The organism is Paralimibaculum aggregatum, from assembly GCF_030270585.1.
GTDB classification, from domain to species: domain Bacteria; phylum Pseudomonadota; class Alphaproteobacteria; order Rhodobacterales; family Rhodobacteraceae; genus Thermohalobaculum; species Thermohalobaculum aggregatum.
The window spans coordinates 1-21,083 of sequence record NZ_BSYI01000063.1; the positions used below are offsets into that span (position 1 = coordinate 1).

Sequence of the window (21,083 nt, forward strand, 5' to 3'; positions counted from 1 at the left end):
CTCCTCGAAGCTGGGGATGCCCCGCGCGCGCCGCTTCTCGGCGAGCGGGTCGCCGCCGTCCCGCGCGATCGCCCGGAGCGCGGTGGCACGCCTGCGGGCCTCGGCAAGCGGCACCAGCGACGCGCCGCCGAGGCCGATGTCCCGCTTCTTCCCGTGCACCCGGGTGCGCAGGATCCAGCTCTTCGCCCCGGTCTTCGAGACATGCAGGTAGAGACCGTTCCCATCATTGTGCATGCCCGGGGCAAGCGCCCCCGCAACCGTCTTCACCGTGAGCTTGGGCATGGTGAGAATCCCATACTTAATCCCATACGCAAGCATGAGATACCTTGACGCGAGATGCAAGGACATGACGCATGAAAGGCTGAATAACAACGTAAAATTACCACTTCTGATCTCGTGTGAGGCTAGGTGATATTCTTAGTCGGCGGACTCTCTCTCCGCCACCATCACCCTTTCGAACCCGTTCAAACGGCCCGCCCGAGGCGGAATTCCTCCCATTTTCAAAGGGATTTGCCGGGTGGGTGTGAACCGCTGATACGCGGGCGCGCAGCGATTTCCGTCTCTGAATGGCCTCTCGTCTCTGGTCGGGCGAACCGCACCGATTCCGGTTCGGTCGAAAATTTCCGCGCCTTTCCAATTACCTGACCCGCCGTTCCGAAAAAACTGCGCGCCCTGTTTCCGTCGCTATCGAGCGAAACATAGACCGAACATGCAGGAGACGTAGCCGATGGGTGCGCTGGACGAACGGCGCGTAGCGGTGGCGGATCAATCGGCGACGGGCTCAGCGAAGCCATTGATGACAAACGCACATCGCGCCTCTAGCCTGGCGGCATGGCGAGTGGCCCGTGGACCGATAAAGAAAATGACCTGATCGTCGCGGATTACTTCGCGATGCTGGCCGATGACATTGCGGGGCGCCGCTACAGCAAGGCCGAGCATCGCCGGGCGCTCCTGCCGCTGCTGAACGACAGGTCGGAGGGATCGGTCGAATTCAAGCACCAGAACATCAGCGCGGTGCTGAAGGGGCTCGGCGAGGACTGGATTCCCGGCTACAAGCCCGCCTTCAATTTCCAGATGACGTTGGTCGACGCGGTGGCGCGGTGGCTGGACCTGCATCCGGATTGGCTGGGCCGGTTGCCAGGAACGCGCCCTGCGTCCGGCATGCGCGAGGCGGCGCAGATCTGGATCGGTCCTCCGCCCACGCTCTCCAACCAGCCTCCACCGCAGGAACTTGACCAGATGCTGCACATCGCCCGCAAGTTCGACGTGGCTGGCCGGGACGAGCGCAATCGCGCCCTCGGTCGCGCCGGTGAGGAACGAGTGCTGGCGCATGAACACGCCACGTTGAAGGCCGCGGGTCGGGATGATTTGGCGCGCAAGGTCCGCTGGGTCTCGGAGGAGGACGGCGATGGCGCGGGATATGACATCGCCAGCTATGCGCCCGATGGCCGGCCGCGCTTGATCGAGGTGAAGACGACGAATGGGTGGGAGCGCACGCCCTTCCACATCACGCGCAACGAGCTGGCCGTCGCCGACGAGCGGCGGGCGGAGTGGTGTCTGTTCCGGATGTGGAACTTCTCACGCGAGCCCAGGGCGTTCGAGCTTTACCCGCCCCTCGAGGCGCATGTGTCGCTGACGCCGACGTCGTTTCAGGCCAGCTTTCACTGACCGTCAGTCGAAAACCTTCGCCGGCTGCTCGTCCCACGGCAGGGAGGCGACAAAGCACAGGTCATTGAGGCTGATCGCACAGGGCTCGCGGCGCACGACCAGCCGCTCGAGGACGTCCGGCGCCAGCCATGCAAGGCGCAGAAGGCGGTTGACATAGCGGTCGGAGAGACCCTCCTCGGCGGCGAGATCCGCGATGGTGGTGACCTCGCCGCGCTCCATCCGCTGCCGCCACGCCCATGCCCGGCCGATGGCGCGCAGCACGCGGGGATCCTGTCCCGGCGGCGGGCCCGACGTCTCGATGTCCTTCGGCGGAAGTATGCAGGGCCGACCGCCCCGTTTGCGGACCGTGAGCGGGATGTGGACGCGGATCGTGTCGTTCCCGGGCATCAGGCAGCGTCCTCCTGCGCGGGCGTCATCAGGCTGGCCAGCGCGCCGGGGCCGTCATGGCGAAGATCGATACCGAGCCCGTCCTCGCCCAACGTCACGCGCGCCATGAGCAGTTGGACGACGCGGGCCTGCTCGGCCGGGATCAGCGCCTTCCAGAGATCGTCGAACTGCGAGAGCGCCGCGGTCACGGTGCCCTCGTCGAGGTCGGGTCGCTCCCTCTTTACGCGCGTGCTGTCCGGGCAATGATCTCTGGCGTGCGCAGAAGCCGCCGGATCTCGCCGATGACCGCTTCCTCGACCATGGCCGCGGGGAGCCGCTGGGGCCCGCGCAGTTCGGCCGTCGGCCGTTTCTGGATCACGTCCATTGAGACGCAATACCAGTACCGCCTGTTGCCCTTTTTCGTGTGGTGCGGGGGCCGGACTGGGTGAAGATCAGTCCACGTAGCAGCGCCGGCTCAGTGCTCCGGGTGCGCCCGGTACGCTGGTTCCGATTGCCGGCCAACACGGCATGGGCGGCATCGCACAGGTCGGCATCGACGATGGGCTCGTGCATTCCGGGATAGGTCTCGCCCTTGTGGGTGATCTCGCCGCGGTAGATGCGGTTGTGCAGCAGCTTGCAGAGCGCCCCGCGGTCGATGGGCCGGCCCCGCCTGGACCGGATCTCGCGGGCGTTCAGCTCCCGGATCACCGCGGCGGTGGAATCGGACCGCGCGAAGAGCACGAACATGGTCCGGACCTGCGCCGCCTCGGCCTCGTTCACGATCAGCTTGCGGTCGACTACGCCGTAGCCGAGCGGCACGTAGCCGCCATCCACATGCCCTTCTTCTTCGAGGTGAGCTTCCCCCCGATATCCGGGCCATTGCGAGCTGGGATTTTCTACCTTTGAATGGACGAAGGAGGATGGTCGGGGGCAGCGCGACGCCGTCGGCGAGAAGGCCCTCGTGGAGCGTCCGGATCAATTGTCGTCCTCCCGCTCCACGAGGGCCTGCCAATTTTTCGCGCGCGCAGCTCCAGCATCGCCTCGCCACAGGCCTCCTGGAGCTCACGACGCTGCTTCTCGCATTGCTGGCGGACATCGGGCGAGCTGGTCCTGGGAGCAGTCTCCATACCCTTCCTGGCGTCCTCGACCCGGCCCCCGATCTCGGAGGGCGTCAGATCGAACGCCCGGCCGGCCTCCGCGACGGTCGTCCTGCCCTGGATGATCTCGACCACGATCGCGCTCCTGCGCTTCGCGATCCAGCGCTCGATGCCCTCTCCCATCGTGATGCCCACCGCTGCCTCTCCTCCCGTAGCACGAGCAGATCTTCAGTGGGTCGATACAATTACGGCCCCAAGGTCGCGCGCCGAATGGCGCCTGGAAGCCTCCGCCGGAACGTTCGTATCGGATGTTCCGGGGGTGCCGATCCCCATCATGGTGTTCCGGAGGATCGCTGGCGGGGGCGCATGACGGCCTCGGCCGGGAGCCCGGCGGGACGGGTGCACGTCCGGGTTCCTTGCGCGGAGCCGGCCGCGGGCCTTCGCCTTGGGGCGCTATTTCGGCAGCCGGGTCTTCTGCCGTATCTGGGCGAGCTGGGCCTCTTCCTTGAGGCCCCTCAGAAGCGCCGCGAGATCGGACTCGTCGACCGAGCGCGCGGCCGCCTTCGGGGCGAACCAGCGCCGGGTTCTCTCGCCGCTCTCCTTCCAGCGCCGTTTCAGCCGCTCGACGACCATCGGATAGACCCGCACCCGGCAGGGGATCGCGGATCCGTCCTCCAGGACCTTGTCGTAGGAGTATTCGCCGATCGGGGTCTTCAGCACGGTGCCCTCGGCGCCGGCCTCCTCGAGCGCCTCGATCGCGGCCGCCTGCCAGGGCTTGTGGCGCGCCATGGTCCATCCCTTGGGCATCACCCAGCGACCGGTGTCGCGCGATGTCACCATCAGCACCCGCAGCTTGCCGGAGCGGGTCCAGGAAATCGGCAGCGCCGCGATCTGCTCGGCGGGTTCGGTCATTCGTCGCCCTGGCGAAGGGCGATGATCGCTGCCGGCTCGGCGAGCCGGCTCGACAGCAGGTCGCCGGCCTCTTCGGCGATCGGATAGGCGGCCATCGAGAAGGCGGTGTTGACCTGCTTGAGCGCGCGCAGCGTCTCCTGGTGGAGATTGCTGGTCTCGATGCTGGCCGGGTTGCCGTGCCTCAGACGGTCGAGATGGCTCTTCTGCAGCGACTGCTCCATGCGCCGGACGCGCTCCTTCTCCTCGACGACCTGCCGGGCAGCGCCGGGATCGGCGGTCACCAGCACGTTCAGCGCCAGCTGCGCGTTCGCGCAGACGCGGTCGTGGAAGTCCTCGATGTCGCGCGCGCCCTCGGTCGAGAAGCCGAGCCCCTCGGTCGCCATGCGCCGCGCCATGCCCGCGATCTTGGCGGAGATGGTGTCGCCCGCCTCCTCGAGGCCGGTGGCGATGCTGGCGATGCTGAGCGCGCGCCGCGCCTGCTCCTCGGTCAGCGGTCCCTCCTGCAGCCGGGCGACATAGAGCTTGATCTCGAAATGCATGCGGTCGACATCGCCCTCGAGCCGCGCGATCGAGCGGGCGATGTCGTCGTCCCAGTGCCGCATCAGGCTGACCGAGGGCAGCAGCATGGCGTGCACGCTCTCGCCGATCCGCAGCACCTCGCGCGAGGCGCAGGCGAGCGCGCGATCCGGGTCGGCGACCGCGGCGGGATCGAGCGCGCTGATCCGCGTTCCGGCATCCTCGGTCGCGGGGCGCGGCTCCACCGCCTCGATGAGCCCGAGAACCGGCCGGACCAGCGGCAGCGCCAGCACCGCGGCCATCAGATTGAAGGCGAGGTGGAGATTGACCGTCTGGACCGCCGGCTGGCTGCCGAGCAGGCCGAGCTGCGCCGGCGCGATGCCGCCCAGCACCCAGAGCGCGACGACCGCGCCGCCGCCGCGCAGCAGGCAGTTGCCGAGGGCGATGCGACGCGCCGCGGGCGACGCGCCGAACAGCAGGACCACCGGGATCACGGCGCCGCCGAGATTGGCGCCGAGGATGATCGGCAGCGCGGCATCCATGCTCAGCAGCCCGTCGGAGGCGAAGGCCGCCGTCATCAGCACCGCCGCGAGGCTCGAATGCATCGCCCAGGCGACCAGCGCGCCGAGCAGGAAGGCGCTGATCGCGTCGTCGGCGAGCAGCCCGGCAATCAGCGAGAGGGTCTCGCTCTCGCCCAGCATCGCGGTCGAGGCGCGGATCATGGAGAGCGATGTCAGCACCAGCGCGAGGCCGATGACGATGCGCCCGGTCTGCCGCAACCGCCGGGTCCACCCCTTGAGGAAGAGCCCCACCCCGACGAGCAGCAGGACCGGGATCGCGGCGTCGATCGGATGCACCAGCACGCGGGCGACCAGCGCCGAGCCGATATCGGCCCCGAGCAGCACCGCCAGCCCGGACGCGGGCACGAGGCTGCCGGAGGTGACGAAGCCCGCCGCGAGAATGGCGACGGCGGTGGCGCTCTGCAGCGCGAAGGCCGAGACCGTGCCGCCCGCGGCGGCGCTGGCATGGGTGGCGGAAAGCCGCCGCAGCCCGGCGCGGATCTCGCCCGAATAGGCGCGCTCGACGCCGGTCCGGATCATCCGCACCGACCAGAGCAGCAGCGCAACCGCGCCGGCGAGGTTGAGCAGAAGGGCGCTCATCGGATCGTCGCCGCCAAGGGCACTGGTCGGGGTCTCCTCGGTTACTGCATCGCGATCTGCGGAGCCGGCTTCTGGTCGGACGACTGGCTGTCCGTGAAATACCAGGCGCAGGGGGCAAGGCCCGCGTGGTCGGTTCCGCGCTTCAAATCAAGCCATGCGCAAGCGAACCACCGGAGGCCACAAAAATCAACATGAAATGCCCAGATTCCTTTGGAACTTCCAACACTTTCTGTGTAATTCTGACCTTGTGACCACATAAGCCCACGAGCGGAGCGAAGGCGTGACGTTGACAGCAACGGCCGAGGAAAAGCCGCGCGAGCGCCTGCGCAAGGCCGATCGCCGGGCACAGATCCTGCTCGAGCTGAAGTTCAGGCCGCATGTGCGGATCTCGGAGCTCGCCGAGCGCTTCAGCGTCTCGACCGAGACGGTGCGGCGCGATCTCGACGGGCTCAGCGCCGACGGGCTCATCAGCCGCGCGCACGGCGGCGCCACGGCCCCCGGCCACGGCCATTTTCCGAGCTTCGAGGAGCGCAGCCGGGCGCGTCTCGAGGAGCGCGAGCGCATCGGCAGGTTCGCCGCGGGGCTGATCGAGCCCGGCGCGACGCTGATGGTCGACAGCGGCTCCACGACGCTTCAGTTCGCGCGCTTCCTCGCCTTCGCGGGCACGCCGTGCACGGTGATCACCAACAGCCTGCCGATCGCGACGACGCTCGGCGAGAGCAAGCTCGCGGAGGTGATTCTCTGCCCGGGCGACTATCTGCCGAGCGAGGCGGCCGTGATCGGCACCGAGACGGTGGATTTCCTCAACCGGCACAGGGTGGGCCGCTCGGTGATCGGCGCCTCGGCCCTGATGCAGGACGGCCCGGCGGAGAGCGTCCGCGGCTTTGCCGCCGTGAAGCGCGCGATGATCGGGCGCAGCACGAACCGGACCCTGCTGATCGACAGCGAAAAGTTCGGCCGGTCCGGGTTTTCGAGGGTCGGCCCGCTCGAAGAGCTCTCGTCGATCGTCGTCGATCGCGCGCCCGATGGCACACTTGCCGGGGCGATCGCCGCGGCGCGGGTTGAAATATTGCTCGCCGACGGGGACAAGGAAACAAGAAACGTCACAAGCAGCTGATAGGCTTGGACCGTGGGCGGAGACCGCCGAAATCCGACAGGGGAGGAACACCGAAATGACCGATATCAAGACCCTCATGGGCTCGGCTGCGCTCGCAGCCTGCCTCGCATTCCTCGCTGCCCCGGTGGCAGCCCAGGATTGCGAGCGCGGCGATCTCGACGCCCGCTACTGCGACACCGACGGCGACCTTCTGGCCGACATCCCGGAGGACCCGGCGGAGCAGATCGACCCGGACACGCTGATCTTCGCCTACACGCCCGTCGAGGACCCCGCGGTCTACAAGACCGCCTGGGCCGACTTCCTGACCCATCTCGAGGCGCAGACGGGCAAGAAGGTCGTGTTCTTCCCGGTCCAGTCGAATGCGGCGCAGATCGAGGCGATGCGCTCGGGCCGGCTGCACATTGCCGGCTTCAACACCGGCTCGAACCCGCTCGCGGTCAACTGCGCTGGCTTCCGGCCCTTCACGATCATGGCCTCCGAGGACGGCAGCTTCGGCTACGAGATGGAGATCCTGACCTATCCGGGTTCGGGCATCGAGACGGTGGAGGATATCCGGGGCAAGCAGCTCGCCTTCACGTCGCCCACCTCGAACTCGGGCTTCAAGGCGCCCTCGGCGATCCTCAAGGCCGACTATGACATGATCCCCGAGCGCGACTTCGAGCCGGTGTTCTCGGGCAAGCACGACAACTCGATCCTGGGCGTGGCCAACAAGGACTACCCGGCCGCCTCGATCGCCAACTCGGTGCTCGCCCGCATGATCGAGCGCGAGGTCGTCAGCCGGGATCAGCTCGTCTCGATCTACAAGTCGCAGACCTTCCCGACCACGGGCTATGGCGTGGTCTACAATCTCACGCCGGAACTGCAGGAGAAGATCCGCAACGCCTTCTTCAGCTTCGAGTGGGAGGGCTCCAGCCTCAAGGAAGAGTTCGAGAAGAACGGCGAGGCGCAGTTCCTGGAGATCACCTACAAGGAGTACTGGGAGGTCATCCGCAAGATCGACGCAGCCAATGACGTGAGCTACGCCTGCGAGTGATCGGCCCGGATCCGATCTGACCTGAACGAGACAACGGGGCGGACCTTCGCGGGTCCGCCTCGCGGCTGCGGGGGGCCTGGATGCTCAAGCTCGAACAACTGGAAAAGACCTACCGGACCGGCGACAAGGCGCTGACCGGCATCGATCTCACCGTGCCGGACGGGCAGGTGCTGGCGCTGATCGGGCCGTCGGGCGCGGGCAAGTCGACGCTGATCCGCTGCATCAACCGGCTGGTGGAGCCGACGGCGGGCCGCGTCTGGCTCGACGATCTGGAGCTCACCCGGCTCTCGGCCACCGGGCTGCGGAATGCGCGCCGGCAGATGGGGATGATCTTCCAGGAATACGCCCTCGTCGAACGCCTGACCGTGATGGAGAACGTGCTCTCGGGCCGGCTCGGCTATGTCGGCTTCTGGCGGAGCTATCTCCGCCGCTATCCGCAGGCGGATGTGGACGAGGCATTCCGCCTGCTCGACCGGGTCGGCCTGCTGGCGATGGCCGACAAGCGGGCGGACGAGCTTTCGGGCGGCCAGCGCCAGCGGGTCGGGATCTGCCGGGCGCTGATCCAGAACCCGAAGCTCCTGCTCGTCGACGAACCGACCGCCTCGCTCGACCCCAAGACCAGCCGCCAGATCATGCGGCTGATCTGCGAGCTCTGCGCCGAGCGCGGGCTCGCGGCGATCATCAACATCCACGACGTCGCCCTCGCCCAGCGGTTCGTGCAGCGCGTCGTCGGGCTGCGCGCCGGCTCCATCGCGTTCGACGGCGCGCCCGACCGGCTGAGCCCCGAGGTACTGACCTCGATCTACGGCGAGGAGGACTGGGAGGCGACGAGCCAGCAGGCCGAGGACGAGAGCGAGGGCGCCGAATGAGCACCGAGCTCGAGACGCTGATCGGCCGGCCCTGGCGACGGCCGCCGCTGATCCGCCGCGTCTGGCTGCGCTGGCTGCTCGGCATCGGCGGCGCGGTCTATCTCGTCGCCGCCATCGCCAGCATCGAGGTGGACTGGGCAAGGGTCTGGATCGGGCTCGACCGGGGTGCGCAGTTCGTGCTCGCCTTCACGAACCCCGACTTCATGTCGCGCTGGAGCGACATCTGGGCCGGCATGCTCGAGAGCATCGTGATGACGGTCGCGGCCTCGGTCGTCGGCATCGCGATCTCGATCCCGATCGGCCTCGGCGCGGCATCGAACCTCGCGCCGGTTCCGGTCTACCTGATCTGCCGCGGCATCATCGCGCTCAGCCGCGCGCTCCAGGAGATCATCGTCGCGATCCTCCTGGTGGCGATCTTCGGGTTCGGCCCGCTCGCAGGGTTTCTCACGCTGTCCTTCGCCACCATCGGCTTCCTCTCGAAGCTCCTCGCGGAGGATATCGAGAGCATGGACCGGAGCCAGGCCGAGGCGGTCAGGGCCACCGGCGCAGGCTGGTGGCAATGGATCAACTACGGCGTCCAGCCGCAGGTGATGCCGCGCCTGATCGGCCTCTCCATGTACCGCATCGACATCAATTTCCGCGAGAGCGCGATCCTCGGCCTCGTCGGCGCGGGCGGCATCGGCGCGACGCTCAACACCGCCTTCGACCGCTACGAATACGACACCGCCGCGGCGATCCTGATCCTCATCATCGTGATAGTCATGGCGCTGGAGTACCTCTCCGGCATCGTCCGCGCGAGGGTGCAATAGATGCCTGTGAACAACACCCCGGATGGCCCCGTCTGGCGGCAGCGCACGCAGGCGCAGTCGCTCCTGCACTGGGCCGGATGGCTGCTCGGCACGGCGGTCTTCGTGGTCTGCTGGCAGCAGATCTCGGATGCCACCACCTGGTTCTTCGTCTGGGACGCCCCCCGCATCGCCGGCGATATCTGGACCCGCGCGACCCCGCCCCGGTGGGAGTATATCGCCCAGCTTGGCCGCCCGATCTGGGACACGATCAACATCGCCACGCTCGGCACGCTGCTCGCGCTCTTCCTCGCCGTGCCGGTGGCGTTCCTGGCGGCGCGCAACACCACGCCGTCGGCGCTGTTCGTGCGGCCGGTGGCGCTGCTCGTCATCGTGTCGACGCGCTCGATCAACTCGCTGATCTGGGCACTGCTCCTGATCGCGATCATCGGGCCGGGCGTCTTTGCCGGGATCATGGCCATCGCGATCCGTTCGATCGGGTTCTGCGCCAAGCTGCTCTACGAGGCGATCGAGGAGATCGACCAGCGCCAGGTCGAGGCGATCACCGCCACCGGCGCCTCGCGATGGCAGGTGATGGCCTACGGGATCGTGCCGCAGATCATGCCCGCCTTTGCCGGGATCGCGGTCTTCCGCTGGGACATCAACATCCGCGAGTCGACCGTCCTCGGCCTGGTCGGCGCCGGCGGCATCGGGCTGCAGCTTTCCTCCTCGCTCAACACGCTGGCCTGGCCGCAGGTGAGCCTGATCCTGCTCGTCATCCTGGTCGCGGTGGTGATCAGCGAATGGGTTTCGGCCAAGATCCGGGGCGCGATCATTTGAGGACGCTGGGTTTCGAGGAGGCGCTCGCCGCCTATGAGGGCGTGCGCCGCCGCCTCCCGCAGATGCCGCCGGTCTCGGCGCCGTCGCGCATGGCCGGAAACCTCGGCGATCTCGCGGATGCCTTCGATGTCTTCCTGCTGGACGGCTTCGGCGTGCTCAACGTCGGCGACGCCGCGATCCCCGGTGCGATCGAGCGTGTCGCGGCGCTGCGCGCGATGGGCAGGACCGTTCTGGTGCTCACCAACGCCGCAAGCGAGCCGCCGCCGGGGCTGGCCGAGAAGTACGCGCGTCTCGGCTTTTCCTTCGGGCCGGATGAGATCGTCTCGAGCCGGTCCGTCGCGCTGGATGCGGTTGCGGCGATGCTCGGGCAGCGCTGGGGGGTGATGCTGCCGGAGGCCGCCGCGCTCGACGATCTACCGCCGGGCCACGAGGCCGCGCTGCTTGCCGACGACCCCGAGCCCTACCGGGCCGCCGGCGGCTTCCTCCTGCTCGGCAGCGGGTCCTGGACCGAGCATCGTCAGGGGCTTCTCGAAGCGGCGCTGCGAGCGAGCCCCCGCCCCGTCATCGTCGGCAATCCCGATATCGTCGCGCCGCGACGGGCGGGGCTGACCGCCGAACCCGGCTGGTTCGCGCATCGGCTGTCCGACAGCACGGGCATCGCGCCGGTGTTCTGCGGCAAGCCCTTCGGCCCGATATTCGAGGCCGCCCGCGCCCGGATCGGCGGGCACTGGCCCCGCGGCCGCGTGCTGATGGTGGGCGACAGCCTGCACACCGACATCCTCGGCGCGCGGGTGGCAGGCATCGCATCCGCCCTGGTCACCGACCACGGTTTCCTGGCGGCCCGACCCCACGAGCAGATCGTGCAGGCGACGGGGATCGTCCCCGACTTCGTGGTCGGGACGACCTGACGCCGCCGGCAGGGCAGACCGGCCCGCGGCCTCCATTCCGGGATATGCGGCAAGCCTTGCCGTTGCGGGACCGGGAAGCGGGCGCTTCGGCCTGGCGACGGGCTTCCCCGATGTCCAGGCGCATCGCCCCTCGTCGGTCGGACACTCGGCCGACCGCCCATCCCCGCAGCACGGCATCTGCCGGCCGGAAGGGGCCGGGCCTTTACCGAGAGACTGCCACCCCCATCGGCAGGGCCAGGGGTCTCATCACGGGCCGACAGGTCTGATCGGTGCCCTGTCTACTCGGGCGTGATTTTCCAAGGCTCCGGAACCGCCGTCTGTCGCCGGATTGCCAGCGGCACCTTCACCGCGGCCTAGTTCGGCAACGCGACGCGGTTGAAGTACCCCCGCAGCTTCGCGTTCCTCGAGAATCCCGAATGGGGGCCTGAAGAGCGGGGCACACCCGGTTTCCTGGCGGCTTCAGCTTCGCCGGGAAGCGCGACGTCGGGTGCAGGTTTCGCGGGACCCGGCTCCGCCTGGTGGCGGCGGTCTCCGCCAGCCTGATCCACTGGTTCACGCCGGGCGCGGCTGCCAACAGCCGCGATCGTTCCGAACCCGCCGGGCGGCGTTGCCCGGCGCCGCCGAGCCGTTCCCTCCTGCCCCGTGCCAAGCGAAACCAGCCGCTGCGCCCGGCGTTGCGGGCGCCGCGGTTTTCCGCTTGACGCTTTCACCGCTCCCGGTATTTTACCGACCGGTAAGTAAATGAATCGGCAAGCAGAGACCCATGCAGGACGACCCGCAAGACGGCCAGCAATCCGAGGACGGCTCCCCGCGCGGCCAGCGCACGCGCCAGACGATCTATGAGGAGGCGATGCGCCTCTTCGAGACGAAGGGATTCCGCGGCACCTCGATGCGCGACATCGCCGCCGCCTGCGGCGTCACCAAGCCGGCGCTCTACTACCATTTCGAGTGCAAGTCGCAGCTTCTGGCCAAGCTCTACGAGGACATCACCGCGAAGTTCTTCGAGGATGTTCGCGAGATCGCCGCCGCGCAGGACAGCGCCGAGAGCAACCTGCGCCGGCTGGTGGTCTCGCAGTCGATCTACAACATCAACAACCGCCGCTTCCTGCAGATCTTCTGGAACGAGCGCCACGAGCTCGAGGGCGAGGCGCGCGACGCGCTGGCCCGGCTCGAGCGCGAGTTCGAGGCGACGGTGCAGAGCCTGATGGAGCGCGGACAGGCCGAGGGCGCCTTTGCCGAGGCGCCGCCGAAGGTCGTGACCTACGCGGTGCTCGGGCTGCTCTCCACGGTGCATCGCTGGGCGCTCTACACCGACCGGCCGCCGGAAGTGGTGGCCGAACACATCGCCGATCTCGTGCTCGGCGGGGTGATCCGGCGGGGCGACGCCTAGCGGCGGGCGAGGAAACGATCCCGGCACGCGTGGCCGGGGCGCAAGACAGGACGGGAGGGACAGGCTCCGATGGAGTTGCTCAAGGGACTGAACGTGGTCGTCACTGGCGCCGCCAGCGGCATCGGCGCGGAGACGGCGATCGTCGCCGCCGAGGCCGGCGCGCGGGTGGCGCTGCTGGATCTCAAGCCGGAGGCGGCCGAGGCGATCGCTGCCGGGCTGCCGGGCGATCCGGTGGTGCATGGCTGCGACATCGCCGATGCCGCGGGCACGCGGGCGGCCTTCGACGCGCTGCAGGAGACGCTCGGCGGCATCGACGCGGTGGTGCATGCTGCCGGCATCTGGTTCCCGCGCGAGGATGGGCGCATCGCCGAGCTCGACGGCGCGGTCTGGGCCAGGACGGTCGAGGTGAACCTGACCGGCACCTTCCATGTCTGCCGCGAGGCCGCCCGGCTGATGCAGGGGGGCAAGGGCGGCAGCGTGGTGACGCTGGGCTCGGTGGTGGCCACCACCGGCTGGGACAAGCTCAATGCCTACAGCGCCAGCAAGGGCGGCGTGGTCTCGCTCAGCCGCTCGCTGGCGGTGGAGCTGGCGCCGGACAAGATCCGCGTCAACTGCATCTGCCCCGGCGTGATCGAGACGCCGATGACCGAGAAGGTGCTCACCTATTCCAAGCCCACCAACCTGCCGCTCGGCCGGCTCGGGCACCCGCGCGACATCGCGCAGGCCGCGGTCTTCCTCTGCTCCAGCTGGTCCAGCTTCATGACCGGCACGGTGATGACGATCGATGGGGGCTTCAGTGCTGCGTGAGGGCTCCGCGGGCAGCGAGTTCCTCCTCGGCGACATCCTGCGGAGCAATCTCTGCTGGGAGCCGGACCGGCTCGCGCTGATCGACCGCCGCCGCAGCCTGACCTGGGCCGAGTTCGGCGCCGAGGTCGAGCGGCTGAGGAACGGGCTGGTTGCCATGGGGGTGTGCCGCGGCACTCGCGTCGCGGTGCTCGACCGCAACCGCGGCGAGACCGTGCTGCTGCACTATGCGCTGGCCTCGCTCGGCGCGGTGCTGGCCCCCATCAACATGTGGCTGCGGGCGGCCGAGGTGCACTACATCCTCGGCGTCAGCCAGCCCTTTCTGCTGGTCACCAGCGCCGAGTTCCTCGCGCTCTCGCAGGCCGCCTGCGACGGGCTGGCGGTGCCGCCGCGCCTCGTCGTCCACGATGCGCCGGAGAGCGGGCTCACGCCCTGGGAGGCGCTGCTCGTCGACCGGGCGCCGGCGCGGATGCCGGCGCCCGAAAGCTGGGAGGACCCGCATCTGATCCTGCACACCAGCGGGACCACCGGGCGGCCCAAGGGGGCGGTGCTCTCGCACAAGCGCAGCGTGCTCGACGCGCTGAACGCGCTGCCGGCCTTCGGCATCCGGCGCTTCGAGCGGTTCTACTGCTACATGCCGCTCTTCCACACCGGCGCCTGGGACTATCTCAAGCTCTATTTCATGCAGCAGGGCGCGGCCTATATCGCCGACCGCTTCGAGCCGGTGGAGGCGATCCATGCGATCCGGGAGCACCGGCTCAACGGCATGTTCGGCGTGCCGCGGGTGCTGCGCCAGATGATCGAGAACGCGGCCTGGGCCGAGGCCGACATGTCGTCGATGCGGCTCATCGCCTATGCCAACTACGACCCGAGCAACCTGATCCTGAAGGTTCATGCGGCGTTTCGCGAACGCGGCGCGCGCGAGCTCGGCATCGCCAATGCCTACGGGCTGACCGAGGGCGGGCCCTACATCACGATCCTGCGCCCGGAGGATGCGCTGGCGCGGCCGCAGTCGATCGGCGTGCCGGTGCCGGGCGTGCAGGTGATGCTGCTCGACGACGCGATGCGCCCGGTGCCCCGCGGCGAGACCGGCGAGATCTGCATCCGCTCCCCGGCCGTGATGACCGGCTATCTCAACCGGCCGGAGGCGACCGCCGAGGCGCTGGTGGATGGCTGGCTCAAGACCGGCGATCTCGGCCGCATCGACGCCGAGGGCTTCCTGCATCTCGTCGACCGCAAGAAGGACATGATCCGCTCCGGCGGCGAGAACGTCTTCGCCAAGGAGGTGGAGAACACCCTCGTCGAGCATGACGACGTGCGCGAATGCGCGGTGATCGGCCTGCCCGACGACGACTATGGCGAGCAGGTCGCCGCAGCCGTGGTGCTGCGCAGCGGCGCGGCGCCGGACGCCGAGGCGCTGGCCGCCTTCGTGCGGGGCCGCATCGCCGGTTTCAAGACCCCCCGGCGCTTCGTCTTCGTGGAGGATCTCCCGAAGACCCCCGCCGGCAAGATCAAGAAGCACGAGATCAAGGTGCTCTTCGAATAACAAGGCGAAAACCCGAAGGGTTCGCCAGACAAGGAGGACAATATGACCAGGAAACACTTGCTTGCTGCGGCGGTTGCCGCGGCGATCGCCGGCCAGGCCGGGGCTGCGGAGACGGTCCGCATCGGCGAGCTGCACCCGATCACCGGGCCGGCCTCGTATTACGGCCTGCCGGAGAGCCAGGCGATCCGGCTGGCGGCCGAGCAGATCAACGCCGCCGGCGGGCTCGACATCGGCGGCGAGACGCGGATGATCGAGATCGTCTCCGGCGACACCCAGGCGAGCCCCACCGGCGGCGTCGCGGCGCTGCGCAAGCTGATGGCCGACGGCGTGCAGATCATCATCGGGCCGCTCTCCAGCGGCGTCGCCCCGGCGCTGACGCCGATCATCGCCAGCGCCGACGTGGTGCAGATCGTCGACGGCTCGATCGCCGAGGGCCTGACCGACGGCCGCCGGATGTTCCGCAACCAGGCCACGGTGGGCGACTACAACCTCGCGCTCGAACGCCTCGCCAAGGCGCGCGGCTATGACTCCGTGGCGATCATGACCGATCGCTTCCATGCCGGCTTCATGGAATCGCAGGACGATCTGACCGCCGTCTTCTCCGAGCAGGGCAACGCGGTGGTGGCCGAGGAGTACTACAAGCTCGGCGATACCGATTTCTCCGGCCAGCTCACCACCATTGCCGGCGCCGACCCGGATGCGCTGATCGTGCGCGGCTACCCCTCCGAGGGCGCGCTGATCACCCGCCAGGTGCGCGATCTCGGCTATGAGGGCCAGATCGTCTGGGAGATGGTCTCGCCGCCGTCGACGGTGATGAAGAACATCGACGCGGCGACCATGGAGGGCGTGCTCAACGCGATTCCGCCGACCACCGAGGACTATCTCAACCTCGGCAATCCGCGGGCCATCGCCATGGCCGAGGCCTATGAGGCGACCTATGGCAGCGTGCCCGGCGAGCTCGCCGCGCTCAGCTTCGACGCGCTGCACATCGTCGCCGCCGCAATCGAGAAGGCCGGCAGCATCGAGCCCGCCGACATCGCCGGCGCGATGGCCACGCTGACCGCCGCGGAGGTGCCGGCGCTGATCAACACCTATGGCGCACAGGAAGACGGCCGGCTCTTCGACGAGACCGGGCAGGTCTCGCTGCCCGGCGCCGTGTCGGTCTGGCAGGGCGAGGGCTGGGTGCCGCTCACCGATCTCGCCGCCGACTGATCCCGTTTCCCAACCCGGAGAGAACCGATGCTGGAGTTGTTGCCTCAGCAGCTCGCCAACGGGCTCGCGCTCGGAAGCACCTACGCGCTCGTGGCCATGGGTCTGACCCTGATCTTCGGCGTGCTGCTGATCCCGAACTTCGCCCATGGCGAACTCTACATGCTCGGCGGTTTCCTGACCTATGCCGGGGTCACGGCCGGGCTCGACTTCTGGCTCGCCGCGGTTCTGGCCACGGTGCTGGTGATGGGGCTCGGCGTGCTCGTCGACCGGATCACCTTCAAGCCGCTGGAGCAGGCATCGGGGCTCTCCCTCATGATCTCGGCGCTGGCGATGTCGATCGTGCTGCAGCAGATCGCCACGATCACCTGGGGGACCGAGCCGCGCACGATCCCCAACCCGGTGCCGGGCATCCTGCGCACCCCCTTCGCCAGCCTGACCTATCACAAGCTGCTGATCATCGCGGTGATGGTGCTGGGGGCGGTCGGGCTCTGGGCGATCCTCAACCGCACCCGGCTCGGGCTCTCGATCCGGGCGGTCAGCCAGAACCGCGACGCGGCGCTGCTGATGGGGATCGAGATGTGGAAGGTGCGCGCCGCCACCTTCGCCATCGGCGCGGCCTTCGGGGCGCTCGCCGGGGCGCTGCTCGGCGCCGCCTTCCCGATCTATCCCACCATGGGCGTGATCCCGGTGCTGAAGGCGCTGGTGGTGCTGGTGCTCGGCGGCATCGGCAGCATTCCCGGCGCGATCCTCGGCGGGCTGCTGCTCGGCGTCGCCGAGGTGCTGATCGCCGGATACATCTCGAGCGAGCTCCAGGATATCGGGGCCTTCGTGATCCTCGTCGCCATGCTCCTCGTCCGACCGCAGGGCCTGTTCGGCCGTGCCCAGATCGAAAGGTGACGGCGCCATGCACGGCCTGACCCGCCCCCTCCTCGTCTCGCTCGTGGTGCTCGCGGCAGCGCTCGCCGCGGTGCCCCTGCTGAACGAGTACGTCCTTTATGTCGCGATGCTGGCGGCGCTGTTCGCGATCCTCGCGGTCAGCTTCGACGTGCTGCTCGGCTTCACGGGCTATCTCTCCCTCGCCCATGGCGCGCTGTTCGGTGTCGGCGCCTATTGCTGCGCCTATCTGACGGCCCGGGCGGAGGTGAGCTTCTGGCTCGCCCTGCCCGCCAGCGCGCTGCTCACCGCGGTGATCGGTGCGCTGGTCGCGGTGCTCGCCTTCCGCACGCGGGACCTCTACTTCGCGGTGCTGACGCTCGGCATCGGCCTCGTCGGGCACCAGCTCTTCCTGGTGGCCAGCGGCATCACCGGCGGCATCGGCGGCTTCGTCGGTATCCCCTCGATGCCGGAGATCGCGCTGTTCGGCTCGCCGAGCCAGCAGAAGCTGGTGGTGGCGCTGATCGGCGTCTGGATCACCTATCTCGCGGCGACGGCCTTCGTGCGCTCGCCGCTCGGCGTCGCCTGCCAGGCGGTGCGCGAGGACCATGTGCTGGCCCAGGCGCTCGGTATCCGCATCGCGGTGGCGCGGCTCAGCGCCTTCGTCTTCGGCGCCTTCTTCGCAGGGGCGGCGGGCGCGCTCTTCGCCACCTTCTCCAACTTCGTGGCACCGGAGAGCTTCGCGGTGCTGGCCGCCGGGTTCCAGGTGGTGGTGCTGGTGGTGGTCGGCGGCATGGGCACGCTCTGGGGCCCGATCCTCGGCGCGGTGCTGCTGACCGCGCTGCCCGAGAGCCTGCGCGTCGCCAGCACCTACAGCCTGCTCGCCTATGGCGCCCTGCTGCTGGCCTTCATCATCTTCGCCCCGCGCGGCATCGCCGGGTTCCTGATCGACGGCGCCCGCCGCCTGCGGTCGGCGCGGGCCGGACGGGAGCCAAGCGCATGAGCCTTCTCAGCGTCAGGAACATCAGCGTCTCCTTCGGCGGCATCCATGCCCTCTCCGACATCAGCTTCGACGTGCCCGAGGGCGTGGTCTGGGGGCTGATCGGGCCGAACGGGGCCGGCAAGACCACCCTGGTCAACATCCTCTCCGGGCTGATCCGGCCGACCGCCGGCAGCATCGCCTTCGACGGCCACGAGGACGGGCCCTGGAGCATGTCGCGCGCTGTCGAGATCGGCATCGCCCGCACCTTCCAGCAGACCCGCGCCTTCAACGGGCTGACCGTGCGGGAAAACCTCCGCGTCGCGGCGGTCGCCGGGGCGGGCCATGCGCTCGATCTCGGCATCGCCCGGCGGCTCGGCCTCGAGGACAGCCTCGACCGGGTGGCGGGGGAGCTGCCCTATGCGCTGCTGCGCCGGCTCGGCGTGGCGCTGGCGCTCTCGCTCAAGCCGCGGCTGATCCTGCTCGACGAGCCCGCGGTGGGCCTCACGGCGGACGAGATCGACCGCATGGGCGCGCTGATCCGCTCGATGACCGCCGACGGCGTGACCGTGCTGCTGATCGAGCACAATGTCCGCTTTCTCATGTCGATCGCCGACCGGGTCAGCGTGCTCGACCGCGGCCGGCTCCTGTTCGAGGGCACGCCGGCCGAGTGCCAGCGCAATCCGCAGGTGATCGACGTCTATCTCGGCCGGGGAGGCGAGGATGCTTGAGATCCGCGACATCGATGTCGGCTATGGCGGCCTGCGCGTGCTGCAGGAATTCTCGATCCGGATCGCGCGCGAGCGCCCGGCCGCGGTGCTCGGCACCAACGGCGCCGGCAAGACCACACTCTGCCGGACCCTCTCCGGCCTGCTGCCGGTGCGCCGCGGGCAGATCCTGTTCGACGGCGAGGATGTCACCGCGCTCGGCTCGGCCGAACGGGTGCGCCGCGGCATCGTGCAGGTGCCCGAGGGCCGGCAGGTGTTTCCCGAGATGAGCGTGCTCGACAATCTCCGCCTCGGCGCCTTCGTGCATGGCGAGCCGAGCCGCGAGGAGATCGCCGAGGTCCACGCGCTGTTCCCGATCCTCGCCGAGCGCAGCCGGCAGAATGCCGGCCTGCTCTCCGGGGGCGAGCAGCAGATGCTGGCCCTTGGCCGCGCGCTGATGACCCGCCCGCGGCTGCTGATCCTCGACGAGCCGAGCCAGGGCCTCGCCCCCAAGGCGGTGGACCAGGTCGGCGAGGCGGTGCGCCGGATCGCGGCGCGCGGCGTCGCCATCCTGCTGGTCGAGCAGAACCTCGCGCTGGCCGAAATGGTCGCCGAGCACGCGTTCATCCTCGAGACCGGCCGATGCGTCCGCGACGGCCCGGCGGCCGAGCTGCTCTCGGGCGATGCCCTTGCGAAATCCTACCTCGGAATATGAAGGAGACGACGATGTCCACCCATGGCGATGTTCATGTCGAGATCGAGCGCGGTATCGCGCGGGTCGTGCTCGACCGCGCCCCGGTCAATGCGTTCGACCGGCACTTCTACGACCTGGTGCGCAGCACCTTCCACAAGCTCAGCGAGGACAAGGCGGTCCGCGTCGTCACCCTCACCGGCAAGGGCAAGCATTTCTGCGGCGGCAACGACGTCAATGATTTCGTCGACCTGGATTACGAGGCCTCGGTCGAGTATCTCGCCCATGTCAGGCTCGCCTTCGCCTCGATCTACGAATGCGCGGTCCCGGTGCTCGGCGCGATCAACGGCGCGGCGGTCGGCACCGGCATCGCGCTGGCGAGCTGCTGCGACGTGCGCATCGCCTCGGAGCGGGCGAAGTTCGCGCTGCCGGAGATCGATGTCGGCGTGCTCGGCGGCGCCAAGCATGTCAACCGGATCGCCACCCACGGCATGACCCGGCTGATGATGTACACCGCCCGCCGCCTCGACGCCGCCGAGGCGCAGCGCGTCGGCATCGCCGATCTCGTGGTGCCCCATGACGAGCTGACCGCCACGGTCGACGGCATCGCCGAGGAGATCGCGCGCAAGAGCCCGGCCGCGATCCGCCTCGCGAAATACGGCCTCAACCGCACCGAGACCATGGGGCTGAAGGAGGGCTACGAGTTCGAATGCACGCTGACCGCCGCGGTGCGCCGCACGCCCGAGGCGCGGGAGGGCGCGCTCGCCTTCCTGGAGAAGCGCGAGCCCAGCTACGCAGAGGACCGCTGAGCGATGTTCTCCCACGAGGTCGACGGCGGCGTCGCCGTGCTGCGGCTGGAAAACCCGCCGGTCAACGCCGTGAGCTTCGCGCAGTGGCGGGGCTTTCCCGCGCGCCTGCGCGAGATCGCGGCGATGCCGGAGGTCGGCGCCATCGTCTTCACCGGCCTGCCGGGGCGGCATTTCTGCGCTGGCAACGACCGGCGCGAGTTCGCGTCGCTCAGGCCGGAGGAGACCGACCGGGGCACCGCGGCGGTGCGCGATGCGATGCGCGCGGTGATCGAGTGCCCGCGCCCGACCATCGCCGCGATGCACGGCGCGGCGCTCGGCTCGGGCTTCATGCTCTGCTGCGCCTCCGACATCCGCATCGGGGCGGCGGGCGGGCAGCTCGGCCTGCCCGAGGTCAAGGCCGGCGCCTTTGGCGGCTATGCGCTGGCGCGGCGGGTCGCGCCGATCGGCGAGGCCCGCTACATGACCTGCCTCGGCGATGCGATCAGCGCCGAGCGCGCCTACCAGATCGGCATCCTGCAGGAGCTCTGCGAGACCCCCGAGGCGGCGCTGGCACGTGCCGTCGCGATCGGCGGGCAGATCGGCGGGCTGCTCACCGGCGGGCTGGCGGCGACGCCAGCGGCGCTCGAGGAGGCCGAGGGCCAGCCGCTCTGGGAGGCCTATGAGTGCGAGCGCCGCCTCGCCATCGCCAGCATGGGCGTGAACCGGCCGGGCTGACCGCGGCGGGGCCGGCGCGCAGGCCGGCCCCGGAACGCCATCGGCCTGCCCACCAGCTTCGCAAAGAAGGCGGGCATCCGGTTTCAG

24 protein-coding genes are annotated in these 21,083 nt (G+C 69.1%); 17 read left to right on the forward strand and 7 right to left on the reverse strand.

Annotation, left to right across the window (positions count from 1 at the left end; genetic code table 11):
- A partial coding sequence (locus QSJ97_RS22835) for an Arm DNA-binding domain-containing protein (RefSeq protein ID WP_285674711.1) occupies positions 1–282 on the reverse strand: 282 nt, incomplete at its 3' end.
- Positions 283–831: 549 nt separating this feature from the next.
- On the opposite strand from QSJ97_RS22835, the gene QSJ97_RS22840 reads away from it, so the two are divergent.
- Positions 832–1,668: a protein NO VEIN domain-containing protein gene (locus QSJ97_RS22840; protein ID WP_285674713.1), complete on the forward strand. Its 837-nt coding sequence runs from the start codon at positions 832–834 to the stop codon at positions 1,666–1,668.
- Between the two features lie 3 nt (positions 1,669–1,671).
- Here the strand turns inward: QSJ97_RS22840 and QSJ97_RS22845 are convergent, their stop codons facing one another.
- From QSJ97_RS22845 to QSJ97_RS22870, 6 genes are all read right to left on the reverse strand, one after another.
- Positions 1,672–2,055: a hypothetical protein gene (locus QSJ97_RS22845; protein ID WP_285674715.1), complete on the reverse strand. Its 384-nt coding sequence runs from the start codon at positions 2,053–2,055 to the stop codon at positions 1,672–1,674.
- A complete protein-coding gene (locus tag QSJ97_RS22850) occupies positions 2,055–2,243 on the reverse strand; it encodes a hypothetical protein (RefSeq protein ID WP_285674717.1) in 189 nt (62 codons plus the stop codon). Before QSJ97_RS22850 ends, QSJ97_RS22845 begins: the two co-directional genes overlap by 1 nt.
- A 166-nt stretch (positions 2,244–2,409) precedes the next feature.
- Entirely contained in the window at positions 2,410–2,868 is a 459-nt protein-coding gene (locus QSJ97_RS22855; protein ID WP_285674719.1) for a recombinase family protein, read from the reverse strand.
- Positions 2,869–2,930: 62 nt separating this feature from the next.
- Positions 2,931–3,326: a transposase gene (locus QSJ97_RS22860; protein ID WP_285674721.1), complete on the reverse strand. Its 396-nt coding sequence runs from the start codon at positions 3,324–3,326 to the stop codon at positions 2,931–2,933.
- A gap of 258 nt (positions 3,327–3,584) precedes the next feature.
- Positions 3,585–4,043, reverse strand: coding sequence for an NUDIX hydrolase (locus tag QSJ97_RS22865; RefSeq protein ID WP_285674722.1), 459 nt, complete (start codon positions 4,041–4,043; stop codon positions 3,585–3,587).
- Positions 4,040–5,719: a Na/Pi cotransporter family protein gene (locus QSJ97_RS22870; protein WP_285674724.1), complete on the reverse strand. Its 1,680-nt coding sequence runs from the start codon at positions 5,717–5,719 to the stop codon at positions 4,040–4,042. The genes QSJ97_RS22865 and QSJ97_RS22870 overlap by 4 nt, the downstream gene beginning before the upstream one ends.
- A 280-nt stretch (positions 5,720–5,999) precedes the next feature.
- Here QSJ97_RS22870 and QSJ97_RS22875 point away from each other — a divergent pair, with 280 nt between their 5' ends.
- The 16 genes from QSJ97_RS22875 (at position 6,000) to QSJ97_RS22950 (ending at position 20,996) form a co-directional block, all read left to right on the forward strand.
- The gene (locus QSJ97_RS22875) at positions 6,000–6,836 is read left to right on the forward strand and encodes a DeoR/GlpR family DNA-binding transcription regulator (RefSeq protein ID WP_285674725.1); all 837 of its coding nucleotides are present in this window, start codon (positions 6,000–6,002) and stop codon (positions 6,834–6,836) included.
- 55 nt (positions 6,837–6,891) lie between these two features.
- Positions 6,892–7,869 carry a phosphate/phosphite/phosphonate ABC transporter substrate-binding protein gene (phnD, locus tag QSJ97_RS22880; protein ID WP_285674726.1) on the forward strand — a complete coding sequence of 326 codons (978 nt, stop codon included), beginning with the start codon at positions 6,892–6,894 and terminating at the stop codon, positions 7,867–7,869.
- An 80-nt stretch (positions 7,870–7,949) separates the two neighbouring features.
- Complete coding sequence (gene phnC / locus QSJ97_RS22885; RefSeq protein ID WP_285674727.1) at positions 7,950–8,738, forward strand: phosphonate ABC transporter ATP-binding protein; 789 nt, start codon at positions 7,950–7,952, stop codon at positions 8,736–8,738.
- A complete protein-coding gene (phnE, locus tag QSJ97_RS22890) occupies positions 8,735–9,547 on the forward strand; it encodes a phosphonate ABC transporter, permease protein PhnE (protein ID WP_285674728.1) in 813 nt (270 codons plus the stop codon). The genes phnC and phnE (QSJ97_RS22890) overlap by 4 nt, the downstream gene beginning before the upstream one ends.
- Entirely contained in the window at positions 9,548–10,363 is an 816-nt protein-coding gene (phnE, locus tag QSJ97_RS22895; protein ID WP_285674730.1) for a phosphonate ABC transporter, permease protein PhnE, read from the forward strand.
- 89 nt (positions 10,364–10,452) lie between these two features.
- Complete coding sequence (locus QSJ97_RS22900; RefSeq protein ID WP_285674732.1) at positions 10,453–11,271, forward strand: HAD-IIA family hydrolase; 819 nt, start codon at positions 10,453–10,455, stop codon at positions 11,269–11,271.
- Positions 11,272–12,034: 763 nt separating this feature from the next.
- Positions 12,035–12,661, forward strand: coding sequence for a TetR/AcrR family transcriptional regulator (locus QSJ97_RS22905; RefSeq protein ID WP_285674733.1), 627 nt, complete (start codon positions 12,035–12,037; stop codon positions 12,659–12,661).
- A gap of 69 nt (positions 12,662–12,730) precedes the next feature.
- Positions 12,731–13,468 (forward strand): SDR family NAD(P)-dependent oxidoreductase, encoded by a 738-nt coding sequence (locus QSJ97_RS22910; RefSeq protein WP_285674734.1) that lies wholly within the window; start codon positions 12,731–12,733, stop codon positions 13,466–13,468.
- On the forward strand, positions 13,446–15,011 hold the full coding sequence (locus QSJ97_RS22915; protein WP_285674735.1) for an AMP-binding protein: 1,566 nt from the start codon (positions 13,446–13,448) through the stop codon (positions 15,009–15,011). The genes QSJ97_RS22910 and QSJ97_RS22915 overlap by 23 nt, the downstream gene beginning before the upstream one ends.
- A 42-nt stretch (positions 15,012–15,053) precedes the next feature.
- Entirely contained in the window at positions 15,054–16,223 is a 1,170-nt protein-coding gene (locus tag QSJ97_RS22920; RefSeq protein WP_285674736.1) for an ABC transporter substrate-binding protein, read from the forward strand.
- Positions 16,224–16,250: 27 nt separating this feature from the next.
- Entirely contained in the window at positions 16,251–17,120 is an 870-nt protein-coding gene (locus QSJ97_RS22925; protein ID WP_285674737.1) for a branched-chain amino acid ABC transporter permease, read from the forward strand.
- Between the two features lie 7 nt (positions 17,121–17,127).
- Complete coding sequence (locus tag QSJ97_RS22930; protein WP_285674738.1) at positions 17,128–18,099, forward strand: branched-chain amino acid ABC transporter permease; 972 nt, start codon at positions 17,128–17,130, stop codon at positions 18,097–18,099.
- Positions 18,096–18,806 carry an ABC transporter ATP-binding protein gene (locus QSJ97_RS22935; RefSeq protein ID WP_285674739.1) on the forward strand — a complete coding sequence of 237 codons (711 nt, stop codon included), beginning with the start codon at positions 18,096–18,098 and terminating at the stop codon, positions 18,804–18,806. The genes QSJ97_RS22930 and QSJ97_RS22935 overlap by 4 nt, the downstream gene beginning before the upstream one ends.
- Positions 18,799–19,497: an ABC transporter ATP-binding protein gene (locus tag QSJ97_RS22940; RefSeq protein ID WP_285674741.1), complete on the forward strand. Its 699-nt coding sequence runs from the start codon at positions 18,799–18,801 to the stop codon at positions 19,495–19,497. The genes QSJ97_RS22935 and QSJ97_RS22940 overlap by 8 nt, the downstream gene beginning before the upstream one ends.
- 11 nt (positions 19,498–19,508) lie before the next feature.
- The gene (locus tag QSJ97_RS22945; protein ID WP_285674742.1) at positions 19,509–20,282 is read left to right on the forward strand and encodes an enoyl-CoA hydratase-related protein; all 774 of its coding nucleotides are present in this window, start codon (positions 19,509–19,511) and stop codon (positions 20,280–20,282) included.
- 3 nt (positions 20,283–20,285) lie between these two features.
- Positions 20,286–20,996: an enoyl-CoA hydratase/isomerase family protein gene (locus QSJ97_RS22950; protein WP_285674743.1), complete on the forward strand. Its 711-nt coding sequence runs from the start codon at positions 20,286–20,288 to the stop codon at positions 20,994–20,996.
- Positions 20,997–21,083: the final 87 nt, after the last annotated feature.